Annotated in this window: 24 protein-coding genes and 1 pseudogene; 12 read left to right on the top strand and 13 right to left on the bottom strand. The window is 71.4% G+C overall.

From position 1 onward, the window contains the following. Positions 1-74: 74 nt before the first annotated feature. Positions 75-1,562 (bottom strand): sodium/solute symporter, encoded by a 1,488-nt coding sequence (locus HYV93_22775; GenBank protein MBI2528793.1) that lies wholly within the window; start codon positions 1,560-1,562, stop codon positions 75-77. Here HYV93_22775 and HYV93_22770 point away from each other — a divergent pair. Then, positions 1,561-2,505 carry a hypothetical protein gene (locus HYV93_22770; protein ID MBI2528792.1) on the top strand — a complete coding sequence of 315 codons (945 nt, stop codon included), beginning with the start codon at positions 1,561-1,563 and terminating at the stop codon, positions 2,503-2,505. The genes HYV93_22775 and HYV93_22770 overlap by 2 nt on opposite strands. Before the next feature lie 73 nt (positions 2,506-2,578). Here the strand turns inward: HYV93_22770 and HYV93_22765 are convergent, their stop codons facing one another. The 3 genes from HYV93_22765 to HYV93_22755 form a co-directional block, all read right to left on the bottom strand. Then, positions 2,579-2,857 (bottom strand): hypothetical protein, encoded by a 279-nt coding sequence (locus HYV93_22765; GenBank protein MBI2528791.1) that lies wholly within the window; start codon positions 2,855-2,857, stop codon positions 2,579-2,581. Positions 2,858-3,082: 225 nt separating this feature from the next. After that, the gene (locus HYV93_22760; protein MBI2528790.1) at positions 3,083-3,304 is read right to left on the bottom strand and encodes a hypothetical protein; all 222 of its coding nucleotides are present in this window, start codon (positions 3,302-3,304) and stop codon (positions 3,083-3,085) included. 10 nt (positions 3,305-3,314) lie between these two features. Further along, on the bottom strand, positions 3,315-3,683 hold the full coding sequence (locus HYV93_22755; GenBank protein MBI2528789.1) for a hypothetical protein: 369 nt from the start codon (positions 3,681-3,683) through the stop codon (positions 3,315-3,317). A gap of 61 nt (positions 3,684-3,744) precedes the next feature. Between HYV93_22755 and HYV93_22750 the strand changes: the two genes are divergently transcribed. The 7 genes from HYV93_22750 to HYV93_22720 all read left to right on the top strand — a co-directional run bounded on the left by HYV93_22750 (position 3,745) and on the right by HYV93_22720 (position 12,655). Further along, positions 3,745-4,563: an amidohydrolase family protein gene (locus HYV93_22750; GenBank protein ID MBI2528788.1), complete on the top strand. Its 819-nt coding sequence runs from the start codon at positions 3,745-3,747 to the stop codon at positions 4,561-4,563. Positions 4,564-4,935: 372 nt separating this feature from the next. Beyond that, positions 4,936-8,037 (top strand): response regulator, encoded by a 3,102-nt coding sequence (locus HYV93_22745; protein ID MBI2528787.1) that lies wholly within the window; start codon positions 4,936-4,938, stop codon positions 8,035-8,037. Positions 8,038-8,127: 90 nt separating this feature from the next. After that, entirely contained in the window at positions 8,128-8,538 is a 411-nt protein-coding gene (locus HYV93_22740; GenBank protein MBI2528786.1) for a cobalamin B12-binding domain-containing protein, read from the top strand. 106 nt (positions 8,539-8,644) lie between these two features. Further along, positions 8,645-10,351 (top strand): methylmalonyl-CoA mutase, encoded by a 1,707-nt coding sequence (locus tag HYV93_22735; protein ID MBI2528785.1) that lies wholly within the window; start codon positions 8,645-8,647, stop codon positions 10,349-10,351. Continuing rightward, the gene (locus HYV93_22730; protein ID MBI2528784.1) at positions 10,329-11,135 is read left to right on the top strand and encodes a hypothetical protein; all 807 of its coding nucleotides are present in this window, start codon (positions 10,329-10,331) and stop codon (positions 11,133-11,135) included. Before HYV93_22735 ends, HYV93_22730 begins: the two co-directional genes overlap by 23 nt. 324 nt (positions 11,136-11,459) lie before the next feature. Continuing rightward, positions 11,460-11,873, top strand: a complete 414-nt coding sequence (msrB, locus tag HYV93_22725) for a peptide-methionine (R)-S-oxide reductase MsrB (protein ID MBI2528783.1) — start codon at positions 11,460-11,462, stop codon at positions 11,871-11,873. A 56-nt stretch (positions 11,874-11,929) separates the two neighbouring features. Further along, positions 11,930-12,655 (top strand): DUF2071 domain-containing protein, encoded by a 726-nt coding sequence (locus HYV93_22720; GenBank protein MBI2528782.1) that lies wholly within the window; start codon positions 11,930-11,932, stop codon positions 12,653-12,655. Between the two features lie 37 nt (positions 12,656-12,692). Here HYV93_22720 and HYV93_22715 read toward each other — a convergent pair whose 3' ends face one another. Next, entirely contained in the window at positions 12,693-13,100 is a 408-nt protein-coding gene (locus HYV93_22715; protein ID MBI2528781.1) for a hypothetical protein, read from the bottom strand. A 328-nt stretch (positions 13,101-13,428) separates the two neighbouring features. Next, on the bottom strand, positions 13,429-14,367 hold the full coding sequence (locus tag HYV93_22710) for a hypothetical protein (GenBank protein MBI2528780.1): 939 nt from the start codon (positions 14,365-14,367) through the stop codon (positions 13,429-13,431). An 896-nt stretch (positions 14,368-15,263) separates the two neighbouring features. Here HYV93_22710 and HYV93_22705 point away from each other — a divergent pair. Beyond that, complete coding sequence (locus HYV93_22705) at positions 15,264-15,833, top strand: epoxide hydrolase N-terminal domain-containing protein (GenBank protein ID MBI2528779.1); 570 nt, start codon at positions 15,264-15,266, stop codon at positions 15,831-15,833. Here HYV93_22705 and hemG read toward each other — a convergent pair. The 3 genes from hemG to hemE all read right to left on the bottom strand — a co-directional run bounded on the left by hemG (position 15,830) and on the right by hemE (position 19,389). Further along, positions 15,830-17,251: a protoporphyrinogen oxidase gene (hemG, locus tag HYV93_22700; protein MBI2528778.1), complete on the bottom strand. Its 1,422-nt coding sequence runs from the start codon at positions 17,249-17,251 to the stop codon at positions 15,830-15,832. The genes HYV93_22705 and hemG overlap by 4 nt on opposite strands. Positions 17,252-17,261: 10 nt before the next feature. Further along, positions 17,262-18,191, bottom strand: a complete 930-nt coding sequence (gene hemH / locus HYV93_22695; protein MBI2528777.1) for a ferrochelatase — start codon at positions 18,189-18,191, stop codon at positions 17,262-17,264. 160 nt (positions 18,192-18,351) lie between these two features. Beyond that, entirely contained in the window at positions 18,352-19,389 is a 1,038-nt protein-coding gene (gene hemE, locus HYV93_22690) for a uroporphyrinogen decarboxylase (protein ID MBI2528776.1), read from the bottom strand. 61 nt (positions 19,390-19,450) lie between these two features. Between hemE and HYV93_22685 the strand changes: the two genes are divergently transcribed. The 3 genes from HYV93_22685 to HYV93_22675 are packed head-to-tail and all read left to right on the top strand — an operon-like array spanning position 19,451 to position 22,893. Next, positions 19,451-21,124 carry a thiamine pyrophosphate-binding protein gene (locus HYV93_22685; protein ID MBI2528775.1) on the top strand — a complete coding sequence of 558 codons (1,674 nt, stop codon included), beginning with the start codon at positions 19,451-19,453 and terminating at the stop codon, positions 21,122-21,124. 16 nt (positions 21,125-21,140) lie between these two features. Continuing rightward, positions 21,141-21,908, top strand: a complete 768-nt coding sequence (locus tag HYV93_22680; protein ID MBI2528774.1) for an SDR family oxidoreductase — start codon at positions 21,141-21,143, stop codon at positions 21,906-21,908. Between the two features lie 43 nt (positions 21,909-21,951). Beyond that, complete coding sequence (locus HYV93_22675) at positions 21,952-22,893, top strand: LLM class flavin-dependent oxidoreductase (GenBank protein ID MBI2528773.1); 942 nt, start codon at positions 21,952-21,954, stop codon at positions 22,891-22,893. A gap of 101 nt (positions 22,894-22,994) precedes the next feature. On the opposite strand, the pseudogene HYV93_22670 reads toward HYV93_22675, so the two are convergent. The 4 genes and pseudogenes from HYV93_22670 to HYV93_22655 all read right to left on the bottom strand — a co-directional run. Further along, a pseudogene (locus HYV93_22670) lies at positions 22,995-23,126 on the bottom strand (transposase zinc-binding domain-containing protein). Between the two features lie 2 nt (positions 23,127-23,128). Next, on the bottom strand, positions 23,129-24,436 hold the full coding sequence (locus HYV93_22665; protein MBI2528772.1) for an ABC transporter substrate-binding protein: 1,308 nt from the start codon (positions 24,434-24,436) through the stop codon (positions 23,129-23,131). 96 nt (positions 24,437-24,532) lie between these two features. Then, on the bottom strand, positions 24,533-25,207 hold the full coding sequence (locus tag HYV93_22660; protein MBI2528771.1) for a hypothetical protein: 675 nt from the start codon (positions 25,205-25,207) through the stop codon (positions 24,533-24,535). Between the two features lie 471 nt (positions 25,208-25,678). Further along, on the bottom strand, positions 25,679-25,959 hold a 281-nt coding region (locus tag HYV93_22655; protein MBI2528770.1), incomplete at its 5' end, for a hypothetical protein.

Below are 25,959 nucleotides of genomic sequence, written 5' to 3'. Positions count from 1 at the left end.
CTCGTTCACGGCGGCCATGCCCGCATGATACCGGGGTCAGGTCTTGCATTCCAGCAACCGCGGCGGGGCCGGGGCTACGTGTTGGAATGCAAGACCTGACCCCCATAGGCCAGGGCCATGGTGCCGGCCGTGCCCAGGATGACGAGCCAGGACCAGGCGAGCGCGATCACGCCCGTCTCCGAGAGGACCAGCAGCACGAGATTGACCAGGCCCATGATGACCATGGCGGCGACGTTGGCCCGGTTGGCGCGCAGGCGGGTCAGCAGGCCGAGCAGGAACACGCCGAGGAGCGAGCCGAAGGTGACGCCGGCGATCTTGAAGGCGAGCCAGAGGATCTTGTCGAAGTAGGAGAAGCCGAAGGCCAGCCCTGCCAGGATGAGGCCGAAGCCGATCACGGAGAGGCGGGAGACCCGCACGTAGTGGCGCTCGCTCTTCCCCGGCGCCAGCAGCGGCCGGTAGATGTCGGTGACGAACGAGGCGGCCAGCGACCCCAGCGGCGAGTCGATGGAGGCCAGCACGATGGCGGTGAGCATGAGCCCGCGGAGCAGCACCGGCATGGCGGACCGGACGAAGAAGGGGAAGACCTCGTCGGGCCGCGGCACCGGCGCCCCGGCGTGCTGGGCGTAGTAGGTGTAGAGTCCCGCCCCGATGGTGAGGTAGAGGGCCAACGTCACGAGGGTGCCCAGCGGGGTGATCGACAGGGTCCGCTGGCTCTGGCGCCGCGTCTCCACCGTGAGCAGGCGCTGCATGAGGTCGTGGTCGGTGCCGAAGGCCGCCATGGAGCCCACGAGCCCGTTGAGGATGGCGAGCCAGAAGATGTTCGGATCCGTGAGCACCCGCCCCCAGAAGTCGGGATCGCCGGGCGCGGGCCCCCAGTTGACGATGCCGAGCCGGCCGGCCTGGCCCGCCGTGGCGAAGATGGCCCCGAGCCCGCCCTGGACCTCCCAGGCAAGGAAGCCCACCGTCGCGAGCCCGCCCAGGAGGAACATGGTCGCCTGGAAGACGTTGGTCCAGACCACGGCCTTGACGCCGCCCATGGCGATGTAGGCGATGGACACGGCGGTGAACAGGGCGATGGTGGCCCAGAGCGGCCAGCCCACCAGCACCGACACGGCCAGCGCCGCGGCCATGAGGCGCACCCCGGAGCCCAGCAGCCGCGTGACGAAGAAGAAGATGGAGCCCGTCACCTGGCTGGCGGCGCCGAAGCGGTGCTTGAGGAACTCGTAGATCGTCACGCAGTCGTAGCGGTAGAAGGCGGGGATGAACAGGAAGGCCACTGCGAACTTGGCCAGGCTCGAGCCCACGAAGAACTGCGCGTACTCCCAGTTCTCACTGTAAGCGGTGGCCGGCACGGAGATGATCGTGACGGCGCTGATCTCCGTCGCCAGGAAGGACATGCAGGCGGCCCACCAGGGGATGCGGCGGCGGGCCAGGAAGAAGTCGGCAGTGTCCCGCTGCTGACGGGTGAGGGCGCCGCCGATCATGACCAGGAGCGCGAGCGAGAGCAGGAGGACCGCGTAGTCGGGCCAGGTGAGCGACCCGCCGAGGTTCGCCGGGGCCATGGGCGTGCATCATCATGCCACGGCGGTGAGGTGGTCCGAAGGTTTTCCCCGGGGGCTTTCCCCGTACAATACCCGCGTGACGTCATCCGCCCGCCGCCCTGCCGCCTCCTCCGCGCGCCGCCGCGTCGCGCGCTGGGCGATCGGGGTGGACCGTGGCGGCACCTGGGTGCGCGCGCGCGCGCTGAGCGCATCAGGCAGCGCTCGGGCAGCCCGCTGGCCGGCGGCCGGGCCGGCGCCGCTCGAGCGCGATCTCGCCCGCGCTTTCCGCCGCTGGCGGATCGCCCCGGCGGACCTCGGCGCCCTCGTGGTCGCCTCGCGCGGGGTGTGGACTGTCCGGGAGCGCCGCATCGCCGAGCGGCGGCTCGCCGGGCTTGCTCGCCGAGTCCGGGTCATCCCGGATGTGGAGGCGGCCTATCGCGGCGCGCTGGGCGAGGCTCCGGGGGTGCTTCTCCTGGCCGGCACCGGCTCCATCGCCCTGGCCCGCGACTGGCGCGGCGGCTGCCGGCGGGCCGGTGGGCTCGGGCCGCTCCTGGGCGACGAGGGCTCGGCGTTCTGGATCGGGCGCGAGTGGCTCAGGGCCACAGCCGGCGCGCCGCACTGGTCCCGGCTGAGGCGGCTCCTCGGCGCGCCCGATGCGGCGAAGCGTATCGCCGCGCTGGCGCCCGGCGTGCTCCGGCGCGCCCGCCGGGGCCACCGCCGGGCACGCCAGGTGATCGCGCAAGCTCAGGCTGAGCTGGCGCGGCTCCTCGACGAGGTCACGCGGGGGGCGCGCCTTCGGCCCCCGATCCGCGTCTCGTGGGCCGGGCGCCTCATGGACGATCCGCGCTTCCGCGCCGGCGTCTGGCGCGCGGCGCGGCGCCGTGGCCTCCGCATCGCTCCGCTGCCGCCGCGCCAGTCTGCCGTGGCCACCGCCCTCCGGCTGGCGACGGCGTTGAGGTGCTGACCGCCGAGGGCCATCCGCAGCCCCTCGCGTCCAGCGGGTCGCCGGCCAGCACCGCGCACGTCCCCTGTGGCGGTCAGGCCTGGACCGGCAGGGCAGGTCTCCCGCGCCCCCACCACGCCCAGGCGACGGGCCCCGTGAGCGCCGCCGCCACGCCCATCGCGGTGTCGAGCCAGCCGGCCGTCGCCATCGCCAGCAGGCACACGGCCGCGGGAAGCGCCGCGGTGAGCCACATCCCCGTGAGCCCTCCGCCCACGCGCCATGGCCGGGCGAGGTCCGGCTCGCGCAGGCGGAGCGCGACGAAGGCGCCCAGCTCCAGCAGGAGCGCCAGCGAGTAGAGCCACATGTTGAGCACGATCAGCTCCTTGAAGGACCTCCTCGGGCAGGGCTCCGGCCATCTCGGCCATCGCGAGGGACACCGGCAGGCTCCAGACCAGGGGCGTCACGACCAGGAGCAGGAGCGCCAGCCCTGGACCGAACGAGGCCACCACATCCTCGATCCCGTACGGGCCACCGCTCACGTTGAAGAAGACGACGGCCAGGAGAGAGGCAAGACCGAGCTCCCGGCGGAGCCCGCCGCTCACGGGGACTCGACGGCCCTGATCAGATCCGGCAGTCCCTGCAGCCACTCGTCGATGGGCGTCTCGGCGTCCACGACGATCTCGAGCTTGCCGTTGAGGAGTCTCCGCACCCGCCCCTGCCCCGTGCCGAGCGGGATGACGATCTTCTCCCGGTGGATGCCCAGGGCATCGGTCACGGCGAACACCTTGTTGATCTCGTTCATGCCGACGGTGTCGAGCACGGAATGCCCCTCAGGGGCCCTGGCGCAGCTCGGCGGGCAGGCGCTCGCCCGCGGGGAAGTGGACGACAGCTGCGCCGTCACCCGCGGGAAATCCCGCCAGCGGCGGCACCCAGACCTGCGTGGCGGAGATGCGCCGCTCTGTGTGGGCGGGGATCACCACCTCCTGCCCGGTCTCCGGCACGCGGACGCGACGCTCGGGCACCACGCGCTCGGCGGGCGGCGGGGCGGGAGGCAGGGCGGGCCGGGGGCGCAGCGAGAGCGCGCGCGAATGCTCGATGGGATCCGGTGCCCCGGGACCGATCTGCGCGGTCTGCGCCGCGACGGCGCTGGCGCAGGCGAGGTTCTCGAGCAGGGCCAGGCTCGCCAGGAGTCGCTTCATATCAGTCCGATGGTAGACGAGGGGTCCGGGCGACGCAACAGCTGTGGTATCGTGACGACCGATGCGAAGGCTCCTGGTCGCCGGCCTCCTCGTGCTCGTCGGGGCGAGCGCGCCCCGGGCCCAGCCCGCCGGCCTGCCGATCTTCGACACCCACCTCCACTACAGTGCGCCCGACTGGGCGGAGTACCCCGAGGAGCGCATCCTCGCCATCCTGGACCGAGCGGGCGTCACTCGAGCCCTGGTTTCGAGCACTCCCGATGACGGGACCGTCAGGCTGTACCGGAAGGATCCCGCGCGCATCGTGCCGATCCTGAGGCCGTACCGGACGCGCGAGGACATGGGCGGCTGGTGGCAGGACCCGTCCATCGTGGCCTACTTGGAGTCGCGCCTCGCCATGGGGGTGCACCGGGGCATCGGGGAGTTCCATCTCCACGGCGGGGAGATCGACACCCCCGTCATGCGGCGCATCGCCGCCCTGGCGGTGGGCCGCGGGATCCCGCTCCACGCCCACTCCGACGAGGCCGCCATCGTGGCGCTCTTCGCGCTCGAGCCGCGGCTGCGCATCCTCTGGGCGCATGCCGGGATGTCCGCTGGGCCCGAGGCTGTCGGGGCGCTCCTGGACCGGTATGCGGGGCTCCGGGTCGAGCTGGCGCTGCGCAACAGCGACGTGGCGCCGGGGGGCGTCCTCGATCCCGCCTGGCGGGCGCTCTTCCTTCGCCACCCTGATCGGTTCATGGTGGGCACTGATACCTGGGTGACCTCGCGCTGGCAGGCCCTGCCGGGGTCGGTGGATGAAGTGAGGCGCTACCTCGGCCAGCTCCCGGCAGAGATCGCCGAGGCCCTGGCCTGGAGGAACGCCGAGCGGCTGTTCCCGAGGTGACCCGATCGCGCGCAGGGCGTCGATGGACGGCGCATTCTCCGAAGGCTCCCGGCTGGCGCCCGCTCCGCGGCGGGGGACCCATCCCGGCCAAAATTTGGCACTCCCCTCCCCGGATCTGTGGGCTGGGGTTCTCCCCGGGGGTGATGGCCGAGAGCCAAGCGCCTGATTTGTCAGTCTCAACCTCTCCAGACAACCCTGGCGCCATATCGGCACAGAACTCGCATGCCGAGGGACGCGTGACCCGGCATCGGGGTGCGCTGGGGTGCGCTGTGCGAAACTTCGACAGGGCGGCCGGCATGGGGGCACTATCACAGGCATCGTCCTCCAGATCGGCCCCGATTGGCCAGTGAAGGCCCCGGAGAGGCCAGGAGCGTGAAGATCGCAGCACCCGGCTCCGCAGTAGACGCCAGGGCCGCCCAAGAGCCCACCGCCGAGGCCCGCCCCTGGCCGTACGTCCTCGTCTTCGTGCTGGGCCTGGCACTGGTCTCCGGCTTCATGTGGTTCCACATCGCCAACGAGCGGCGAGTCGCCCGGGAGCACTGGAAGGCCCGCATGTCGACTATCGCTGACGACCGCGCCCGGCTCGTCTCGGGCTGGATCAAGGCCCGCCGGGCCGATGCCGAGGTGCTCTCGGGCCTGCCCGCCGTGCGCGCCCTCCTGACGGCGCCAGGCGGGAGCGTCGACGGCATCGGCGTGGCGCTGGACCGCGTGACCCGTGCCTACGGCTACTCGGTCGCGGCCCTGCTCGACCCGCGGGGGCGGGTCGTGGCGCGCTCGGGCGGGTCGAGTGACCTCGGCCCCGGGTCCGCGGCCGTGGCGGCAGCTGTGGCCGGCTCCGGCGCCTTCCGGGTCGAGCTGTCGGTGGACGGATCGGGACGCAAGCACCTCGACTTCGGCTTCCCAGTCCCGGCGGACCCCACCGCCAAGCCGGTGGCAGACCGGGCGCCCCCCATGCTGGGAATGGTGCTGCTCCGGATGTCTCCCGAGACATCGCTCTTCCCGCTCCTCACGGAGGAGAGCGTGCGCACGCGCACGGGCGAGCTGCTCCTGTTCCGGGTCGACGGACGGGAGCCGGGCTACCTCTCCCCCTTCCGCCACAGCGCCGGTGGCTGGGGTGCCGTGGGCCGGTCGCGGGAGGCCCTCACGGTGAAGGCCGGCGACGCGGCTCGGGGGCTGGACACCTTCGACGAGCTGATCGACTACCGCTCCGCGCCGGTCTTCGCCGCCACGCGCTGGCTCCCCGACGCCTCGTGGGGGCTCGTCCACAAGATCGACACGGACGAGGCCCTGGCCGACTTCCACCAGTCGGGCCGGCTGACCGGTCTCGCCGCCGGCTTCCTCCTGGTGGCGCTGGGCGCCTCCCTCATCAGCCTCTGGCGTCAGCGACAGCGTGCGCTCCTGCTCAGCGAGCAGATGAAGCAGGAACGCGCGATCTTCACGCTCAAGAGCTATGCGGAGAAGATCGTCGCCAGCGTCCCTTCGGGGCTCCTGGTGCTGTCGGGCGACCTGCGCATCCTCTCCGCCAACCGCTCCTTCCTGGACGCCTTCTACCTGCGGCCCGACGAGGTGCTGGGTCGCCGGCTCGTCGAGGTCGTCCAGGCCGACGGGCTCGTGGCGCGGATCCTCGAGACGCTGCAGACCGGTGTCGCCCAGCAGGACGTCTTCTTCGACCTCCAGCTGACCTTCCGGCGGGAGAGCCGCCCGGCGCGGATCACGATGACGGGCATCCGCATCGCCGAGGACGAGGAGGCGCGGCTGCTCCTGATCGTCCAGGACCTGAGCGAGGAGGAGCGGCTGCAGGCCGCGCGCCTCACTTCCGAGCAGCGCTTCCAGGACCTCGTCCAGGGGCTCGACGCCATCGTCTGGGAGGCGAACGCCGCCACCTTCAGGTTCACCTTCGTCAGCGAGCGCGCCAAGGCGCTCCTCGGCTACCCCACCGAGCACTGGCTGCGGGAGCCGGATTTCTGGAGCGCGCGGATTCACCCGGAGGATCGGGAGCGGGTCCTGGCCGTGTCCCGCCAGGCGCTCGCCGCGGGGACGGATCACGAGGTCGAGTACCGGGCCGTGGCCGCCGACGGCCGGTCGGTCTGGGTGCGCGACATCGTGCACGTGGCCCCCGACAACCAGGGCCAGCCGCGCCAGCTCCGCGGCCTGACCGTGGACCTGACGGAGCGCAAGCAAGCCGAGGAAGCGCTCCGGCAGAGCGAGGACCAGCTCCGCCAAGCCCAGAAGATGGAGGCGGTGGGCCAGCTGGCCGGCGGCGTCGCTCACGACTTCAACAACCTCCTCATGGTCATCCAGGGCGACAGCGACCTCATCCTCCGCCGCCTCCCCGAGGGCCACACGCTGCGCCGCAACGCGGAGGGCATCCGGGAGGCCGCCCAGCAGGCGGCGAGCCTCACCCGCCAGCTCCTGGCCTTCAGCCGTAAGCAGGTGCTCGCGCCGCGAGTGGTCGACCTCAACGGCATCGTGGGCGGCATGCACCCCATGCTGCAGCGGCTCCTCGGCGAGACGATCCACCTCGTCACCGTGCCCAAGCCCGATCTCGGCTCCGTGAAGGCCGATCCCGGGCAGATCGAGCAGGTGATCATGAACCTGGCGGTCAACGCGCGCGACGCCATGCCGGACGGCGGGCGGCTGACCATCGAGACTGGCACGCTCGAGCTGGACGAGGTCACGGCCCGTCAGCACGGCGAGGCCGCCCCCGGGCGGTACGCGCTCCTCGCGGTGACGGACACCGGCTCCGGCATGGACGCCGCCACCCGGGCGCGCATCTTCGAGCCGTTCTTCACCACCAAGGAGTCGGGGAAGGGCACGGGACTGGGCCTCTCCACCGTCTACGGCATCGTCAAGCAGAGCGGCGGCCACATCTGGGTCTACAGCGAGCCCGGGCGCGGCACGACGTTCAAGATCTGCCTCCCCGTGGTGCCCGAGGAGTTGGACTCACAGGCCGGCCAGGGCGTGGAGCTCCCCGCCGAGACGACCGCACGGGGGGCGGAGACCGTGCTCCTCGTCGAGGACGCGGCCCGGGTGCGCGAGGTGGTGCGCGAGATCCTCGAGATGAGCGGCTACGTCGTGCTGGAGGCCAAGCTCGGCGCCGAGGCCGTCCAGATCAGCCAGCGTCACCCCGGACGGATCCATCTCCTGGTCACCGACGTGGTCATGCCCCAGATGAGCGGCCGCGAGCTGGCGCAGCACCTGACGATCAGCCGGCCCGACATGCGCGTCCTCTTCATCTCCGGCTACACGGACGACGCCATCGTCCGCCACGGCGTGCTGGAGTCCGGCGTCGCGTTCCTGTCCAAGCCCTTCACGCCGGACGCGCTCACCGCCAAGGTGCGCGAGGTACTGGACGCCCCACGCAGCGGGGGAGATGCGCCCAAGCCGTCGGGTCCACGGGCCCCGCGGCCCGTCGCCCCGCGCGTGCCTTCGCTCCCCGCGGGGGCGGCGGTGTCCCGGGGCTCCCGCAACTAGGGTCCCGGCTCCGGACAGCGGGTCCCCGTCCCCGCCCCACGTGGGGCTTGACCGGCGCCTCCCCATGCCCCTACGCTCGGGGAGTTCCTCATGACTGTCCAGCCGATCCGCGTCCTCATCGCGAAGGTGGGTCTCGATGGCCATGACCGCGGCGCCAAAGTCGTGGCGCGCGCCCTCCGCGATGCGGGCATGGACGTGATCTACACGGGCCTCCACCGGACGCCGGAGGAGGTGGTGGCCGCGGCGGTCCAGGAGGACGTTGACATCATCGGGATCAGCATCCTGTCGGGCGCGCACATGACGCTCTTCCCGCGCGTGCTCGCCCTGCTGCGCGCCGCCGGGGTCGAGGACATGCTCCTCGTCGCTGGCGGCGTGATCCCCGATGAGGACGTGGCGCCGCTCAAGGCCATGGGAGTCGCCGAGGTGATCCTCCAGGACACGACCCCCGACGCCCTGGTCGCCCGCCTGGGCGCCCTGGTCGCCTCCCGCCATCCCCGGTGACATCGCCCCCCGGCGAGCGTCCTGGAGGGCTCCGGCGGCGCGATCCGCGCGACCGTGTCCCGGCGCGGGAGCGAGGACAAGCCGCTGATCCGAGAGGGAGGACGCCATGAACGCTGCCGAGCGCAACCCTCTGTTCACTCGTGACCTGATCGCCCGTGCCCGGGCGCGTCGAGAGGCGTGGGAAGCCGGAGAGCTGCGCGCCTTCGCGGAGCGCCAGCCCGAGTCCCGTCCCGACGCCCGAACGAGCTCGGGCCTGTCCGTCAGGCGCCTCTACACGCCGGAGGATCTCGAGAGCGCCACCCTCGAGGAGCTGGGGCTGCCCGGCCAGTACCCGTTCACGCGCGGCCCCTACCCCACGATGTACCGGAGTCGCCTCTGGACCATGCGGCAGATCGCGGGCTTCGGCACGGGCGAGGACACCAACGGGCGCTTCCGCTACCTCATCGCGCAGGGGCAGACGGGGCTCTCGGTGGACTTCGACATGCCGACCCTGATGGGCTACGACTCCGACGACCCGCGCTCGCTCGGGGAGGTGGGGCGCGAGGGGGTGGCCGTGGACACCCTCGACGATATGGAGGCGCTCTTCGCCGGCATCGACCTCGAGCGCATCTCCGTCTCCATGACCATCAACCCCACGGCCTGGATCCTGCTCGCCATGTACGTGGCGCTGGCCCGCTCCCGCGGCAACGACCTCGACGCGCTCTCGGGCACCGTTCAGGCCGACATCCTCAAGGAGTACATCGCGCAGAAGGAGTGGATCTTCCCCATCCGCCCGTCCATGCGGATCATGCGCGACACGATCGTCTACTGCGCCGGGCACATGCGCCGGTACAACCCCGTCAACATCAGCGGCTACCACATCTCCGAGGCGGGGGCGACCTCCGTGCAGGAGGTGGCCTTCACCATGGCCAATGCCATCGCCTACGTGGAGGAGGTCACCCGGGCGGGGGTGCCCGTGGACCATTTCGCCCCGCGACTGGCCTTCTACTTCGTGGCGCAGGCCGACTTCTTCGAGGAGGTCGCCAAGTTCCGCGCCGCCCGCCGCATCTATGCGCGCCTCATGAAGGAGCGCTTCGGGGCCACGGTGCCTGCGTCCATGCGGCTCCGCTTCCACTGCCAGACGGCCGCCGCGACGCTCACGAAGGCCCAGCCCATGAACAACGTCGTCCGCACGGCGCTGCAGGCGCTCTCGGCGGTGCTGGGCGGCGCCCAGTCGCTGCACACCAACGGCCTCGACGAGGCGTACGCGATCCCCTCGGAGGAGGCCATGAAGGTGGCCCTCCGCACCCAGCAGATCATCGCCCACGAGACGCACATCCCGAACGTCGTGGACCCGCTGGGCGGCTCGTACTACGTGGAGGCCCTCACCCGTGACATCGAGGCGCGCGTCGTCGAGATCCTCGCGAAGGTGGACGCCATGGGCGGGACGATCAAGGCCATCGAGGAGGGCTTCTTCCAGCGCGAGATCGCGGACTCGGCCTACGCCACCGCCCGCCAGCGCGCCACGGGAGAGCAGCCGCTCATCGGCGTGAACATGCTCGTGGAGCCGCCCGCCCCCGTGCCCGTGCCCATCCACAAGGTGGACGCCGCCGTCGAGGCGCGCCAGATCCAGCGCCTGCGACAGACTCGCCAGCGGCGCGACGGCACCCGCGTGGCGCTCCTGCTGGACCGGCTCGAGCGGGAGGCGCGCGATCCGGCCGTCAACCTCATGCCCGTCACCATCGAGCTGGTCGAGGCGCGCGCCACGCTCGGCGAGATCGTGGCCCGGCTCCGCCAGCTCTTCGGCACCTATGTCGAGCGCCCGGTCTTCTGAGCCCGCGGCGCTCGAGCGGCCGGGCTTCACCGCGCGCCTCGGGGAGCTCAGCGCGGCCTCGGACGGTCTGTGGCTGCTCGGAACGGTCACCGGCCTGGCCCTTACCCTCGTCGCCGCGATCTTCTTTCCGTATCCGGCCTCCCCGTCGGGCAAGTTCTGGGCCTACGCCGGCCTGTTCATCCGCGCCGCGTGCTACCTCTCGGCCGGGGAGGTGCTGCGCCGCCGGGGCGGAGAGACGCTGTCCCGGCTCTTCGCGCTCGGGATCGTCGCCGGCGCGTTCGAGCTCCTCGTGGACTGGGGGCTGATCCACTGGGTCTCGGCGGGGCGGCTCGTCTATCTGAGCGGGAACGACGTGGTGCTCCTCGGCTCTCCGGTGTGGATGCCGCTGGCCTGGGCGTGCGTGATCGTCGAGATCGGGTACCCGGCCGTGCGGCTCTACGGCCTCTGGCGCGCGGCGTGGGGCACGCGGGCGGCGGCGCTGGCGGCCTCCCTCCTCTGCGCGACAGGCGCCGGCGTGACGGTGGGGTTCTACGAGTACTTCGCGTTCCGCGCCGGCTGGTGGAAGTACGAGCCGGCTCGCGTCATGCTGGGAGACTACTGCGCCCTGTACATCCCCGCGGGGGAGTTCCTCATGTTCCTGGCCGTGCTCCCGATCGCCGCGCGCGCGATCGGGGACGAGGAGCGGCCCGTGGCGGCAGCCATGGCGGCCGGAGCCCGGTTTGCCATCGCCATCGCCGCCGGCTACGCCCTGGCCTACGCGCTGCTCGAAGGCTGGGGGCGATGAGGTGAGCGCCCCCGCCCCGCAACGGGCCCGCTCGGATTTCGCCTCCCGGATGTCCACAACCAGGCCGCGCACTGGAGGGGTCGCCGGTTCATGCAGGGATTCCAGCCTGTCGGGTCCGCGATCGACGACAGGCACCTGCACGGGCAAGTCCGCTCGGCGTTACTGACTCGGTCTGGTGTGCCGGCCGCCTCGGGGAGTCGCCTCCTGACATCAGTTCGCGCACACAGTCCGACGCCGCGTTGGATTGTCTCGGCCGGGCGGCCGGCATCTGTGGCACCATGACCTCGCGAACACCGACGTTCCAGCGCCAGGAGTGCCAGAGCCATGGCCAGACCCAAACAGGACAAGACATTCGAGGTAGCCAAGAGCGAGGTCGAGTGGCGGGAGCACCTGAGCCCCGAGCAGTACCACGTCCTCCGTGAATATGGGACCGAGCGTGCGGGAACGAGCCCTCTCGACACGGAGCACGGGCGCGGGACCTACTGTTGCGCCGGCTGTGGCCTGCCGCTGTTCTCCTCCGATACCAAGTTCGACAGCCGCACGGGCTGGCCGAGCTTCTGGACGCCGATCGAGGGCGCGGTCGGCACGTCGACGGACCGGGCCTTCTTCATGGTGCGGACCGAGATCCACTGCCGGCGCTGCGGAGATCACCTCGGCCATGTCTTCGACGATGGGCCGGCGCCGACCGGGCTCCGCTACTGCATCAACGGAGTCGCGCTCACGCTCGTCCGCGAGTGAGTCTTCTCGACCACGCCGCGCACCGGCCGTTTCCGCTCCCCGCCACGCCGTGGATCATGCGCCAGCGGTGGCACGATCTGCTGTTCGCGCACTGGCCGGCTGATCCGCGGGAGCTCCGAGCCGTGCTCCCGCCGGCCTTGCGGCCGTTTCTCGACACGTTCGACGGCCTGGCGTGGCTGGGCGTGATTCCATTCTGGATGTCGCACGTGAGGCCCCGGTTCATGCCCCCGATCCCGGGGTTCTCGACCTTTCCGGAGTTGAACGTGCGCACCTACCTGACCATCGACGGCAAGCCGGGCGTCTTCTTCTTTTCGCTGGACGTGACGAGCCGCAGCGCAGTGGTGGGCGCGCGCGTCGCCTTTTCCCTGCCGTACTTCCATGCGCGGATGTCCGTCATGGCCGGGCGACACATCGGCGACAGACTCGCCTCTCCGGCGCCGGCCCTGCCGAGAGCAGCTGTGCAGTATGTCTCGGAGCGCCTGCAGCCGCCGGTGCCGGCCGAGTTTCGCGCCAGGTATGGACCTATCGGGCCCGCGCGCCGCGCGCGGCCGGGCTCGATCGAGTTCTTCCTGGTCGAGCGCTACTGCCTGTACACCACGCGCGCAGGCAACATCCTGCGCGCGGTGATCCATCATCTGCCCTGGCCACTCCAGCCGGCCGAAGCCTCGATCGAGCTGAACACGGTGGCCGCGGCGGGCGGGCTGCGGCTTCCGAGCCACCCGCCGCTGCTGCACTTCGCGAAGGAGCTGGATGTTGTCGTCTGGTGGCTGGAGCGAGCGTGAGAACGCCCGGCCGCACCTGAGGACGCCGAGCCAGAACTCAGGGCTCGGGAGCCACCACCGACACCTTCTGCGCCACCAGCCGCCCGCCCTCCCGCTGCACTGTCACCGTCACGAACTTGCCTTGCCCAAGCTCCGCCTCGCCCAGCGGCGTCTCGGCGAATTCCCCCACCCATCCGGTGGGCCCCGCGCCCGCCGAGCGGGCCACGATCACCACCTCGGTCGAGGGCCTGAGCGCGATGGTGAGGCGCGTCACCTCGGTGACGCCGTCCGTGACCCGCCAGGGCCCGACCTCGCCGAGGACGAGGGTACCGGCGTCCCGGTCGACAGCCAGGACAGTGCCGGAATGCCGCGTCACATCGGCCCAGCCCGGAGCCGGAACGGCCGAACCGATCGCGATCGGGACGACCAGCATGGCGATCTTCCTTCCGAGGGGCGTTCGCAACATGGCTCAATTCCCTCCTTTGTGCGTTCCCCCGCAGGGCCGTGGCGGGTCGCCCCGCCGGCGCCGATCCCGGGTGACGAGAGGGCCGCACGAAGGGGAACCCCAGCATCGGGCGTGCCACGGTGGGGCGCCTGCCGCAAGTGCGTGATCGCCGTGGCTCTCTGGCCCGAGGGACCCGGATTCCGAGGGGAAGGCTGGAGCTGGCATCCGTGGAACTGGAAAGAAGTACCCGGCGGGCTGGAAAGACTTTCCCGCCCTTCCCCGCGCGGCTTGCTGCGAGCAAGCCGGCAGACATCGGCGGCGGCGGTCAGACCCGCAGGCGCGGGCCTTCTCAGCCCTGGGGCGGGATCAGGGCCGCGACGACACCGGGCGCGGGGGACGAAGCGTCGAGCGGCAGCTCTGTCGCCGCGAGATCCACGGTCGCCTTGAGATGAGCGAGGACGCTTGCCTCGAAGTCCGGGAGAGTCTCACCGAGCGCATGCCGGAAGTTCGCATGTCGATCGCGCGACGTGGTGAAGGACGTGAAGTATGCCACCACCCTGTCGAGGCCCCGACGCTGGATGAGATAGTCGGCTATCAGAAACGCGAGCTGGTAGATGGGAAGCGAGCCTTCCCGCGAGTGCCAGGCTGTGAAGCCCCGGGGAGTGCCGAGCTTCTCGAGATCCAGCCGGGCTTGGATCAGCGTCGAGTGAGTGCGGATGCCCGAGGTCGCCGCGAGGCGGCGCCGACTCATCGTGTCGAGCCCCAGGTGCTCCAGCGTCGCGAAGGCGACCCACTCCGCCATGCCCTCGGCAAGCCATTGCTCCCCCCGTCCCTCGCCGCCGGCCAGCTCGATCTGCGACACGTGGGTGAGCTCGTGGGCGATGAGCCGCAGCCATTCGCGCTCGCTTCGCTCGGGGCCACTCTCCATCAGGAGGAGCTGGCGAGGCAGTCCGATGCCGATGGCGAAGTTGCTCAGCTCGGCCGCGCGGACCGGAGTCAGATCCGCGTCGTGGATCAAGCCCTGTTCGAAGGCTTGGCGTCCAGCGTACAGGTACACCGTCACCCGGCCGGGTACCGGGAGCCCGAAGTTCTTGGCCATGATCGCCGCGATCCCCCGCACGGCCGCTTCGGTGGAGCGGAGCGCCCGCGCGTCGGAGGGGGGGGCCAGCAGAGTCGGGTCAAGGGCGAGCGCGAGGACGAGCCGCCCGTTGCTACAGCCGGCCAGGGCGGCGATGACGGGCACGAGGATCACCCACACCTTGGAGGACGCTCGACGGAAGACCGGCACCACGATCTCCTTCGCGAGAAGAGTCGAGGAAACCGGCCCAAGCTGGTGTGGAACAGTTACCCCACGTAAGTATTACATATCCGGTCGCGCCGTGTCGAGAAACTTGTAGTGAGGGGCGCCTCGCGGCGGAAGGCCCCGCCGCGGGGCGCCCGGAGGGGGAGGATGTCGTGCTCGCCGGGGCAGGCCCCGGCGAGGCTTGCCGAGAGGGGCTGCGCTATGCCGCGCTAGCGGCTTCTTCCGGCACTGCCCTTCTCGGTGTCAGTACCACTGCTACCGCTTGGCCCCGGTGCCGGCGTATAGCCAGGAGCACCCGGAGTTCCGGGCTTGCTCTCGGCGCCAGAGCTGGGCGGGGTGTCGGATGGCGCCGTCGGCGGCGAGGCCGAGGGCGAGCGGTCACTCGGGTTCTCGCCCACCTGGTCGCGCCCCGAATCCACGCAGCCGGCCACGAGACCGGCCACGAGCGCGAGGGTACAGATGCCAGAAACGAGCGTTCTCATTTTGACCCTCCTTTGGAGCCAGGATCCTGGCTCATCAACAGTCCGGGCCCTGTTCCGGCCGGGTCCCGTCGACGGACCCATGGTCACCCCTTGATCTCGACGGACGTTGCGACGTTGTCAGGGGCGCCGCTGGCTCTGCTGGACCTTCCAGCAACCGACATGCCAGCGAGCGGCATGTGAGACGCCCGGTGGAGCTGGCGCCGTTGAAGCGGCCGGAATCTTGGAGGAAGTCCCAGCGGAGCCGGTAGAACGCCAGGAAGGGTGGTGCGATGCGTCGTGTAACCATTTTACATATCCAGCCTGCCATCGCAGATCGTCCTCAGGCGAAGCAGGACGGGCGGCCGTCGGCTCCGTCCTACGCGCCCCGATAGCCGAGGGCCGCGATATGATGAGCGGAGGATGGACGCGCCGGATCCGCGAGGCCCACTGACCGTGCCCATCCCTCGGCCCTTCACGGTCGCGGTCCCCGGCCAGGTGCTCGTCGACCTCCGCGAGCGGCTCGGGCGGGCGCGCTGGCCCGATGAGGCGCCGGGCAGCGGCTGGCGCCACGGCACGGACCTCGCGTACCTGCGGGAGCTGGCCACATACTGGCTTGACCGCTACGACTGGAGCCGCCACGAGGCGGCGCTCAGGGCCGCCACGTTCACGCCCGACATCCAGGTCAGCCGGGAGGACATGACCGCCGAGGACTACCTGGCGCTGGGCGGACAGCAGCTCACGACCTACTACGAGCGGTACCGTCCCTTCGACCGGGAGCGCACGGTGGCCGTGGAGCGGAGGGTGTCCTTCCCGCTCGACGAGACACGAAAGATCTGGGTGCGCGCCCTGTCCTTCCCGAAGAAGGGCGACCCGCGCCGCGCGGCGATGGAGGCCATCCTCCGCGCCGGCGGCCGCTGGGAGGAAGTGGTCGAGCTGAACGTCCGGGCACGCATCTCGCTCCGCCGGCATCAGGGTCGCGAGGACGCCTAGCCCTCGGCTGGCGCGGCGGCGTCGAGGAGACGCACCGCGGCCTCCTCACCGAAGCGCACGCAGTCGGAGATCCCGACGCCGCGATAGGCGCCCCCCACGAGCGCCAGCCCGGGATGGCGCTGCAGGCACTGCTCGATGACCTCCACGCGGCCCAGGTGCCCCACCTGGTACTGCGGCATCGCCTTGGGGTAGCGGCAGAGCCGCACGAAGAGCGGCTCCCCTCTCACGCCGAGCAGCTCGGCCAGCTGGGCCCGGGCGACGTCCACCAGCTCTTCGTCGGAGCGCTCGAGCACGGTCTCGTTCATCGCTCCGCCCATGAAGACGCGGAGCAGCTCGTGGCCCCCGGGCGCACGCCCCGGGTACTTCACGCTCGAGAAGGTGCACGCGATGATGGGCCGGCCCTCCACCTGCGGCACGACGAAGCCGAAGCCGTCCAGCGCATGCCCGATGTCGGCGCGCCGGTGGGCGAAGGTCACCGTGGCCGAGGAGGCGTAGGGGATCTCCTCGAGCAGATGCGCGAGGGCGGGATCCAGGTTCCGCAGCATCCGGGCGACCTGGTGCGCCTCCGGGGCGAGGATGACGGCATCGGCGCCCAGCGCCGATCCCGCGGCGGTCGCAACGCGCCAGCCCAGGCCCTGGCGCGTCACCTCGGTCACCCGCTCCTTGAGACGGATGGACTCCGCCGGGAGCTGCGCCGCCAGGCTCTGGATGAGCTCCTCCATCCCCTCGGCGAAGGTGACGAAGAGCGACCAGCGGGCACCGCTGGACTGGCCGCCGGCGGCCGGCGCCCGCCGCGCGGCACGCCACATCGACAGGACGATGCTCCGGTCCCTCCGCTCCAGCTCGAGGAAACGCGGCATGGTGGCCGCGAGGGAGATCTCCTCGGGATCGGCGGTGTAGATGCCGGCCACCATGGGCTGGGCGACCCGCTCCAGCGCCTCCCGCCCCAGGCGCCGCCTGACGAAGGCCCCGAGGCTCTCGTCGGGCTCGCCGCCGCGCGGCAGCAGCAGGTCGAGCCCCATCCGGAGCTTCCCGCGCCACGAGAAGAGGCTGCTGCGGAGGAATGGCCCGAAGCGCGTGGGCGCGAGCAGCTGGAAGCCGTCGGGGAGCGGGTGGAGCCGCCCGCCGAACACGACGAAGTTGCGTCGCATGCGGTCGTTGGTGCCGACGAGCCGCCCCTCGACGCCGAGCCGCTTGCACAGCGCCAGGGCCCAGGGCTTCTCGGAGAGGAAGGAGTCGGGACCGCATTCCACGACGAAGCCGTCGTGCCGCTCGGTCTGGATGGTGCCGCCCAGGCGTGGGGTGGCCTCGAGGAGGGTCAGCGCGAGGGGGCGGCGGCGCTCGCGCGCGTACTCCACGGCGCGGTGCGCCGCGGCCAGCCCCGCGATCCCCCCTCCGACGACGACGAGCTTCAGCATGCGGGAGCAGTCACGGCTCGGTCGGGGTGTCGAGGACGAGGTCGGCGAGCATGGCGATGAAGGCGGGGTGGTCGGAGACGGTGCCGGCGCGGTGGAAGGCAAGCCCGGCATCCACGGCGACCCGGCGCGCCTGCACGTCCAGATCGTACAGCACCTCCACGTGGTCGCAGGCGAAGCCCAGGGGCACGACGACCACGTCCCTCGCCCCCTCCTTGCCGAGGGCACGGAGGGCCTCGGCGATGTCGGGCTCGAGCCACGGGTCGTGCGGCGAGCCGCTCCGGCTCTGGTAGGCCACTGACCAGCGCGCGTGCCCCAGCCGCGCCGCCACGTCGCGGGCCGCGCCCTCGAACTGCGCGACGTAAGGGGAGCCGGCCGCCATCGCTGCAGGCACGCTGTGGGCCGTGAAGAGCAGGGCCGCGCTCCCCCGGCGCTCGGCCGCCACGCGGGCGAGCGCCTCGGCGGCGCGGTCCGCCATGGCCGCGACGAAGAGGGGGCGATCGGCCCACGCCGGCGCGTACGCGATCTCGGGCGCGTCGGCGCCCACCTTGTCGCGCGCGGCGGCCACGTCCGCCATGTAGCGTCCCCACGAGGCCTCCGTCTGGAAGGCGGACAGGATGATGCCGAGAGCCCGCCGGCACCCCCGGTCACGCATCCCGGCCACCGTCTCGGGGAGGAAGGGGTGCCAGTTGCGCATCCCGACGAACACGGGCGCACCGCGCCCCGAGCGCGCCAGCACCGCGCGCAGCGCCTCGGCCTCGCGCCGGGTGTGCTCGCCGAGGGGGGAGCGGCCGCCGATCGCCTCGTAGTGGCGCGCCACCTCCTCCAGGCGCTCGGCCGGAATGCGGCGGCCGGCCGCGACCGTCTCGAGGAACGGCCGGATGTCCGCCGGCCGCTCGGGCCCCCCGAAGGCGATGAGCAGGACCGAGTCTCTCCCGCTCATCGCCCCGACATCTCGTGGCGGCCGTCGACACACGCCTCGACCCCACCTCCATGTCGGCGCGAGGAGCGAGCCAGACGAGGCCCGAGGGAGCCAGCGACGCGAGGCGTACTCCCCGTACGTTGAGCGCCGCTGGCGACCGAGTAACGAAGTCTGGCGACGCTCATCGTGCCGACATGTCGTGGACCATGTCCACCAGGGCCCGGACATGATCCACCGGCGTCTCCTGGTGGACGCCGTGGCCGAGGTTGAAGATGTGGCCGGGCCGCCCCGCGGCGCCGGCGAGGATCTCCTCGACCGCGCGCCGGATCTCGCCCACGGAGGCGAGGAGGATGCCTGGATCGAGATTGCCCTGCACCGCCACGTCGTACCCGAGCCGCTCCCAGGTCGGTCCCAGCTCCACGCGCCAGTCCAGCCCGAGGACGTCGCCCCCGGCCTCCCGCATCAGGGGCAAGAGCCCGGCCGTCCCCGTGCCGAAGTGGATGACGGGCACTCCCGGCTCGATCGCCGCGATGACCGCCCGGGTATGGGGCAGGACGAACTCGCGGTAGTCGGAGGGGGAGAGCGTCCCGATCCACGAGTCGAAGAGCTGCACCACCTGGGCGCCGGCGGCGATCTGGCCGTTCAGGTATTCGGCCGTGACAGTCGCGAGGCGCCCCATGAGCGCGTGCCAGGCGGAGCGCGCCTCCCGCATGAAGCGCTTGGTGTGGAGGAACTCGCGAGAGGCGCCGCCCTCGATGAGGTACGAGGCGAGCGTGAACGGCGCCCCCGCGAAGCCGATGAGGGGCAGCCGCTCGCCCAGCGCCTGCCGCGCGAGGCGCACGGTCTCGAACACGAAGGGCACCGCCTCCTCGACGTCCACGGGCTTGAGCCGCTCCACGTCGGCCGCGCTGCGCACGGGGCGGTGGATGCGGGGCCCGTCCCCGCGCGTGTACTCGAGTCCCACCCCGAGGGGCTCCAGGACCAGGAGGATGTCGGCGAAGAGGATGGCCGCATCCACGCCCAGGCGCTTCACGGGCTGGAGCGTGACCTCGGCGGCCGCCTCCGGCGTCTTGCACAGCTCGAGGAAGCCGTGCCTGGCACGCATGGTGCGGTACTCGGGCATGTAGCGGCCCGCCTGGCGCATGAGCCACACCGGCGTATACGGTGTGGGCTCGCGGCGGCAGGCCTGCAGCAGCGGGAGCGGGCAGGGGGCCGACATGGCGCCTGAAGCGTAGCCTCCGCCCCTGGCGGAGTCAAGGAAGCGGCTGTATCATGGCGCGATGCCCTTTCTCTCCGGCAAGCAGGCGTTCCTGGAGATCCTCGTCCAGGAAGGCGTCGAGTGCATGTTCGGCAACCCCGGCACGACGGAGCTGCCGCTCATGGACGGACTCGCGCGCGAGTCGCGTATTCGCTACATCCTGGGACTCCACGAGTCCGTCGCCGTGGCCATGGCCGACGGCTACACTCAGGCCAGCCGCCGCCTCGCGGTGGTGAACGTCCACACCTCCCCGGGGCTGGGCAACGCCATGGGGATGCTCTACGACGCCCTCAAGGCGGGCTCCCCGCTGCTCCTCACGGCGGGACAGCACGACCAGGCGATGAACCTCACCGAGCCCATTCTCTGGTCCGATCTGCCCCCCGTGGCCCGCCCGTACGTGAAGTGGTCCCACGAGATCACGCGCCTCGAGGACCTCCCCCGCGCCGTGCGCCGCGCCGCGAAGACCGCCCTCGCCCATCCCTCGGGTCCCGTCTTCCTCTCCATGCCGGTGGATGTCCTCAACGCAGAGCGCGAGCTCGACCTCCTGGCGCCCACGCGCGTCGCGCCGGGCGTCCGCGGCGATGCCGCCGCCGTGGAGGCCGCCGCCGACCTCCTGGTGTCGGCGAAGCGCCCGATTCTCATCTCGGGCGACGCCGTGGCCCACGGAGACGCACTGGCGGAGATGGCCGAGGTGGCCGAGCTGCTGGGCGCGCCGGTCTACACCGAGTGCGTGCCCTCGCTGTGCTCCTTCCCCTTCACGCACCCGCTCTACCGCGGCGCCTTCCCGCGGCTCGGTGCCCCCATCCGTAACCTCCTCATGCCCCACGACCTGATCTTCACCGTGGGTGGGGACCTCTTCACGCTCTCCCTGCCGCCCGACGTGGAGCCCATGCCCGAGGGGCTGCCGGTGATCCACCTCGACACGAACCCGTGGGAGATCGGCAAGAACTACCCCGCGCGCGTCGGCATCCTCGGCGAGCCGAAGGCCACGCTCCCCGAGCTGGCCGAGGCGCTGCGCCGGCGGCTCACCCCCGACGCGCGGAAGCAGGCGCAGGCCCGCATCGAGGAGCAGCGCCGGGCCCGGCAAGCCGCGATCGACGATCTCCGTCGGCGGGCCGCGGCCGAGGCCGGCCGCAGTCCCATCACGCCGCTGGCGCTGATGGCCGCCGTGGCCGAGGCCGTCCCGGAGGACGTCATCGTGGTCGAGGAAACCATCTCCTCGGGTCTCGGCCTGCGGACGCTGCTCCGCTGCAGCGACCCCCGCTCCTTCTTCGGCCTCCGCGGCGGCGGCATCGGCTGGGGGTTGCCGGCCGCCGTCGGGATCCGGCTCGCGCAGCCGGCGCGCTCCGTGGTGGCGCTGGTCGGCGACGGCAGCGCCATGTACACGATCCAGTCCCTCTGGACCGCCGCTCACGAGGGCATCGCGGTCGTCTTCGTCATCTGCAACAACGCCTCCTACCGCATCCTCAAGCAGCGGACGCTCGCGCTGAAGGGCTTCGCGGCCCAGGACGACCGCTACATCGCCATGGACCTGGTGAACCCCGCCATCGACTTCGTCGGGCTGGCCCGCTCCCTCGGGGTCCCCGGCGAGACGGTGGAGAAGACCCCCGACGTCGGCGCGGCGCTCGCGCGCGGACTCGCCTCCGGCGGGCCATACCTGGTGGACGTCCGCCTCGACGGGAGCTTCAAGGGCTGACGGCGGGCGGCGCGGCGTGAGCGGCAGGCTCGCCGGCAAGGTCGCGATCGTCACGGGCGCCGGCTCCCGCGGTCCCGGGATCGGCAACGGCAAGGCTGCGGCGATCCTCTTCGCCCGCGAGGGCGCGCGCGTCCTCTGCGTGGACCGGGAGGCGGCGCGCGCCGGGGAGACGGTGGCGCTCATCGGCGCCGAAGGGGGCGAGGCCTCCGTCTTCGCGGCGGACGTCACGCGCGCCGAGGAGTGCCGCGGCATGGTGGCCGCGGCGCTCGAGCGCTACGGGGCCCTCGACGTCCTCCACAACAATGTCGGCGTCGAGTCGCGGAAGGACCCCATGGAGACCTCGGAGGAGGAGTGGGATCGCGTGATGGCCGTGGACCTCAAGTCCATGTTCCTCGCCACCCAGGCCGCGGTGCCGCCCATGATCGAGCGCGGGCGCGGCGCCGTGGTCTGCGTGTCGTCGGTGGCCGCGCTCCGCGGGCATGGGCGCACGGCCTACTCCGCGGCCAAGGCCGGCATCATCGGCTTCGTCCAGAGCACGGCGGCTCAGCTCGGGCGCAGGGGCATCCGGGTCAACGCGATCGCCCCCGGCCAGGTCTGGACGCCGATGGTGGAGGCGCTCGGACCCGAGGCGCGCGAGCGGCGCCGCCGGGCGAGCCCGCTGGGCACCGAGGGCTCCGGCGGGGACGTGGGGTGGGCCGCGGTGTACCTGGCCAGTGACGAGGCGCGCTGGGTCACCGGCCAGACGCTCGTGGTGGACGGCGGGCTCACGGTGACGACGCGCTGAGCGCGCTCGGCATCTCCCGGGCGGCGGCGGGAACACGATGACCATGACCTTCGGCGTGCACGTGGGCCACCTCGGCGGGCCCCTCGACGAGCTGCGCCGCCTCTGGCGCTGGGCGGATGCCTCGGGCTTCGACTGGTTCTCGGCCTCCGACCACTTCCAGGAGTCCCCGCCGCAGGGTGGGGACGGCGACTGCTTCGAGGCCGTGAGCACCATGTCGGCCGTGGCCATGGACACGACGCGGGTCCGCGTCGGCTGCCTCGTGTTCTCCGTCAACTATCGCAACCCCGGCCTCCTCGCCAAGGCCCTCTGCACCATCGATCACCTTTCGGGCGGACGCGTGGAGTGCGGCATCGGCGCCGGCTGGCACGAGAACGAGTATCGGGGCTACGGCATCCCCTTCGAGCGCATCGGCGTGCGTGAGGACCAGCTCGAGGAGGCGGTGCAGATCCTCCGGCTGCTCTTTGACCAGAAGATCTCCAACTTCACCGGCAGGCACTTCCGCCTCGAGGAGGCCCGCTGCAACCCCAAGCCGCTGCAGCAGCGGGTGCGGATCTGGATCGGCGGCCAGGGCGAGAAGCGCACGCTGCGGGCGGTGGCGCGCTTCGCCGACGGGTGGAACGGGCCCTATCTCGATCCGGCGGCGTGGACGCAGAAGAACGCCGTCCTCGACGACTGGTGCGAGAAGGAGAAGCGCGACCCGTCCGCCATCATACGCAGCGTCAACGTGGGCTTCTACCTGGGCGCCGACCACGCGGGCGCGGCCCGGGCCGAGGCGGTGTTCCGCGCGCACTGGCCGGGCGAGGAGAGGCGGCGGGGGTTCCTCCGGGGGACGCCCCGTCGGGCGATCGACATGGTGGAGGCCTACCGGGATGCGGGAGTCGAGCGTCTCAACATCGCGCTCCGGGAAGGCCCCTACGACTGGGAGGCGCTCCAGGCCTTCGCGGAGCACGTGCTCCCGGCCTTCGGAGTCCGCCGGGCCAGCTGACCTCGGCCGGCGCGTCAGGGGCGCAGGCCGCCGTATCGGCAGCGCTCCCGGCTGGCGTGGGACCATGACTTGTGCCGCGCGGTGCTGCGCGTGGATGTCCGTGGCAGCACCTCCGTCACCAGGCGGGCCGCTCGTTCCGTCATCCGCCGGCGTCCGCAACTCGGACAGAATCCGCGGCCCTTGCACGAGAACGGCAGCAACCGCTCGAAGGCGCACGTGTCGCACCGCAGCCGGGCTACTCGATGACCTGGTCGGCGCGCAGGAGCAACGATTGCGGGATCGTCAGCCCGAGCGCCTTGGCGGTCTTCATGTTGATGACCAGATCGAACTTCGTCGGCTGCTCGACGGGCAGATCCGCCGGCTTGGCCCCCTTGAGGACCCGATCGACGTACCGCGCAGAGCGCCGGAAGAGGTCGTCATAACTCGTGCCGTAGGACATGAGCCCTCCCGCTTCCGCGTACTGCCGCAACTCGGCGATCAACGGCAGGCGCTGCTTCGCGGCCAGTCGCACGATAGCAGAATCAGTCAAGAGCAGGACGGGATGGGGCAGCACGACGACCGCCTCGACGGCCTCCTTCTCCATCGCGACGAAGGCCGGTTCCACGTCACCGGGGGCGCGGACCTGGAATGTCCGGAGCTGCAGGTTCAACACCTGGGCCGCCGCGTCGAGCTCCCGCAACTGAGCCGCGGCTGCCGGGTGGGTCGGGTCCGCCAAGATGCCGACGCGGCTGGCGACGGGAACGGCCTCCTTGAGGAGCTGCAGGCGCTTGGCCGAAATGTCCCTCGACGCGGCGCTGAGGCCTGTGAGATTCGCACCCGGGCGGGCGAGGCTCGGGACGAGGCCCGCAGCCAGCGGATCCGCCGCGATGAAGACGATCGGGATCGTCGCCGTGGCGCGCTTCGCTGCGTGCGCTGGTGCCGTCCCCACCGCCACGAGGACGTTCACGTTGAGCCGGACCAGCTCGGCGGCAAGGGCGGGGAGCCGGTCGGGAGGCCCCAAGCGATACTCGACGGCGAAGGTTTTCCCGTCAACGTACCCCAGCTCGCCGAACACCCGCCGGAAGCGCTCCCGCTCCGAAGTCATCGTCAGGATGCCGATCCGAATCGCAGGGCCTGCTCTCTCCGTCGGGAGTGGTTTCGTGGCGGCGGGTGTCAGCTCCCAGGTCAAGCCGTCGTCCGCGACACCGAGCAGGATCCGGCGCCCGCCGCCCTCGTGCAGCGTCACCGTGCCGGTGCGCCCGGTCGCGAGGTTCTTGAACCGGACTTTCCCTTCGCGGATCTCGAGTCTCCCCTTTTGCCCGAATGGTTCCAGGTCGTACGATCCGTCGGCATCGACCGTCCAGGTGATGGGCTCGGACGCCGACAGGCCGCGGCTCGTGACCCTGCCCTCCCATTTCCCCACGAGGCTCTTCAGATCCTGGATCGGCACAGCAGGGGGCAACGGCGCGCTTTCCCTCTCGAGCTGCTGCGAGTGCAACGCGCCGGGCACGGCAAGAAGACCGAGGGTCAACGCGATGAGGACCGGGACGAGCTGGAGCTTCATACGCGCCTCCCGGCGAAACGAGGTCACCGCAACCTTAGAGGATAGATTCTTCCGTCGCTGGTTCTTTGCTTCTTGCGATGAAAGTCTCCGGGCTCCTCACGCGGCCTCGGCGTAGAACGCGGGGAAGTGGAGCTGGCGGAGTCGGACCGAGGCGCCCATGACCCGATGGCCAAACGCCGTGACGCGCCAGCGCCGCGAGCGGGGGATCTTCGCCACCAGCCCGTAGACGTGGAGGCGGTGCAGGAGGCGGCTGATCTGGGCACTGTGCTGCTTGGGGTCATCACGCAGGTGGCCCGCGAGCTTGGCGCGGAGGTCGCGGTTCGCGAAGCCGTGCACCGCGTGCTCCCCGCCCATGAGGGCAACAAAGAGCTGGTAGTCAGGCCGGGCCACCGGATTGAAGGCTTTGACAGGCCGGCCCGCCGCCGGGTGCTTGCGGGTGGTGATGGTGTCCTGCCCCCGGAGCCCGGGGGTGGGATCGTCTACCTGGGCCAACGCATTGAGATACCGCGCGTTGCTCTGCTGCGCGACCTCGCGGTAGCGGAAGAGGTAGGCCACACTCTTCCTGAGCGGCACCCATTCGGTCCGCCGCCGGCCCCGGCGCCGGACCCGCCGGCGCACCCGACACTCCTCCGGGTCGTTGATCACCGTCTCCACCCGGAGCATCCACCCGGCTTTCTCGTACATCTTGATCCAGTTCCGCTTCATGCGGGGCTTGACGCGCCGCCCCGGCAAGCGCCCGTTGAACCCATGGTCGAACTGATCCGTCACCACCTCGCCCTCGAACTTGCCGTGCCACTTCCGCCCCAGGAAGCTCAGGACGTCCCGCGCCGAGAAGTACAGCGTGCTGTGCTCCAGGAGACGGGGAAAGAACTCCGCCAGATGCGGGGGGCTCTTGAACCCCCTGAAAGACCCCTCCGTCGTCGAGCCGCCGGTCCCGGAGCCGAGACCGCCCGGCTGTGATCCGGTTCCTGCGGCGATCCTGCTCCCGGGACAGGGGCGTCGTCAAGGGCCGCGTGAGCGGCTGCTGTTGTTCTATAGAAATGTCACCCCGCCCCTGTCGCGAGAGCCGGATCCCCAGGATCACCGCGGGAGCCGGATCAGAGGCGGGCGGTGCCTGGCACTCGGCCGAGGAGACCATGGGTTCCCGGGGGGGGCCTGGATGCCCGCTGCACGGGTCGCGTGGCGGGAAACCGGAGAGTTCACTCCGGAGGCGGTCATGAGTGAAGTCGGCGCCTCTGGCCCTCACCCTTCGTCCACGAGGGCGAAGCGCGGGTCGGCCGCGCGGCATTCGGCCTCCGGCAGCCCCAGCTCCCGCCGGACGATGTTGGCCCCGCGCACGATCGAGACCATCTTGTAGAAGGCGATGCGCCGGCTCATCCCCTCGCGGCCGAAGCCGCAATCGCTCGAGACGATCAGCCGCTCGGCGGGGATGTGCCGGAGGGCCTTCTTGATGAGGGCGGCCACCTGCTCCGGCCGCTCCACTTGCAGGTTTCGGTGATCCACTACGCCCACGGTGATCTTCT

This window comes from Candidatus Rokuibacteriota bacterium (assembly GCA_016188005.1).
Taxonomy (GTDB): Bacteria; Methylomirabilota; Methylomirabilia; order Rokubacteriales; family CSP1-6; genus UBA12499.
Note: the sequence above shows the minus strand (reverse complement) of the source record. Positions and strands in the feature narration are given on the sequence as shown.

What these genes read in the sequence shown, in the direction of transcription:
- HYV93_22730 (MBI2528784.1), top strand. Translation starts at nt 10,329, where the DNA reads ATGTCGAGCGCCCGGTCTTCTGAGCCCGCGGCGCTCGAGCGGCCGGGC.
- hemH (MBI2528777.1), bottom strand. Translation starts at nt 18,191, where the DNA reads ATGAGCGGGAGAGACTCGGTCCTGCTCATCGCCTTCGGGGGGCCCGAG.
- HYV93_22770 (MBI2528792.1), top strand. Translation starts at nt 1,561, where the DNA reads ATGGGCGTGCATCATCATGCCACGGCGGTGAGGTGGTCCGAAGGTTTT.
- HYV93_22740 (MBI2528786.1), top strand. Translation starts at nt 8,128, where the DNA reads ATGACTGTCCAGCCGATCCGCGTCCTCATCGCGAAGGTGGGTCTCGAT.
- HYV93_22665 (MBI2528772.1), bottom strand. Translation starts at nt 24,436, where the DNA reads ATGAAGCTCCAGCTCGTCCCGGTCCTCATCGCGTTGACCCTCGGTCTT.
- HYV93_22715 (MBI2528781.1), bottom strand. Translation starts at nt 13,100, where the DNA reads ATGTTGCGAACGCCCCTCGGAAGGAAGATCGCCATGCTGGTCGTCCCG.
- HYV93_22720 (MBI2528782.1), top strand. Translation starts at nt 11,930, where the DNA reads ATGCGCCAGCGGTGGCACGATCTGCTGTTCGCGCACTGGCCGGCTGAT.
- hemG (MBI2528778.1), bottom strand. Translation starts at nt 17,251, where the DNA reads ATGCTGAAGCTCGTCGTCGTCGGAGGGGGGATCGCGGGGCTGGCCGCG.
- HYV93_22685 (MBI2528775.1), top strand. Translation starts at nt 19,451, where the DNA reads ATGCCCTTTCTCTCCGGCAAGCAGGCGTTCCTGGAGATCCTCGTCCAG.
- msrB (MBI2528783.1), top strand. Translation starts at nt 11,460, where the DNA reads ATGGCCAGACCCAAACAGGACAAGACATTCGAGGTAGCCAAGAGCGAG.
- HYV93_22775 (MBI2528793.1), bottom strand. Translation starts at nt 1,562, where the DNA reads ATGGCCCCGGCGAACCTCGGCGGGTCGCTCACCTGGCCCGACTACGCG.
- HYV93_22675 (MBI2528773.1), top strand. Translation starts at nt 21,952, where the DNA reads ATGACCTTCGGCGTGCACGTGGGCCACCTCGGCGGGCCCCTCGACGAG.
- HYV93_22755 (MBI2528789.1), bottom strand. Translation starts at nt 3,683, where the DNA reads ATGAAGCGACTCCTGGCGAGCCTGGCCCTGCTCGAGAACCTCGCCTGC.
- hemE (MBI2528776.1), bottom strand. Translation starts at nt 19,389, where the DNA reads ATGTCGGCCCCCTGCCCGCTCCCGCTGCTGCAGGCCTGCCGCCGCGAG.
- HYV93_22750 (MBI2528788.1), top strand. Translation starts at nt 3,745, where the DNA reads ATGCGAAGGCTCCTGGTCGCCGGCCTCCTCGTGCTCGTCGGGGCGAGC.
- HYV93_22735 (MBI2528785.1), top strand. Translation starts at nt 8,645, where the DNA reads ATGAACGCTGCCGAGCGCAACCCTCTGTTCACTCGTGACCTGATCGCC.
- HYV93_22705 (MBI2528779.1), top strand. Translation starts at nt 15,264, where the DNA reads ATGGACGCGCCGGATCCGCGAGGCCCACTGACCGTGCCCATCCCTCGG.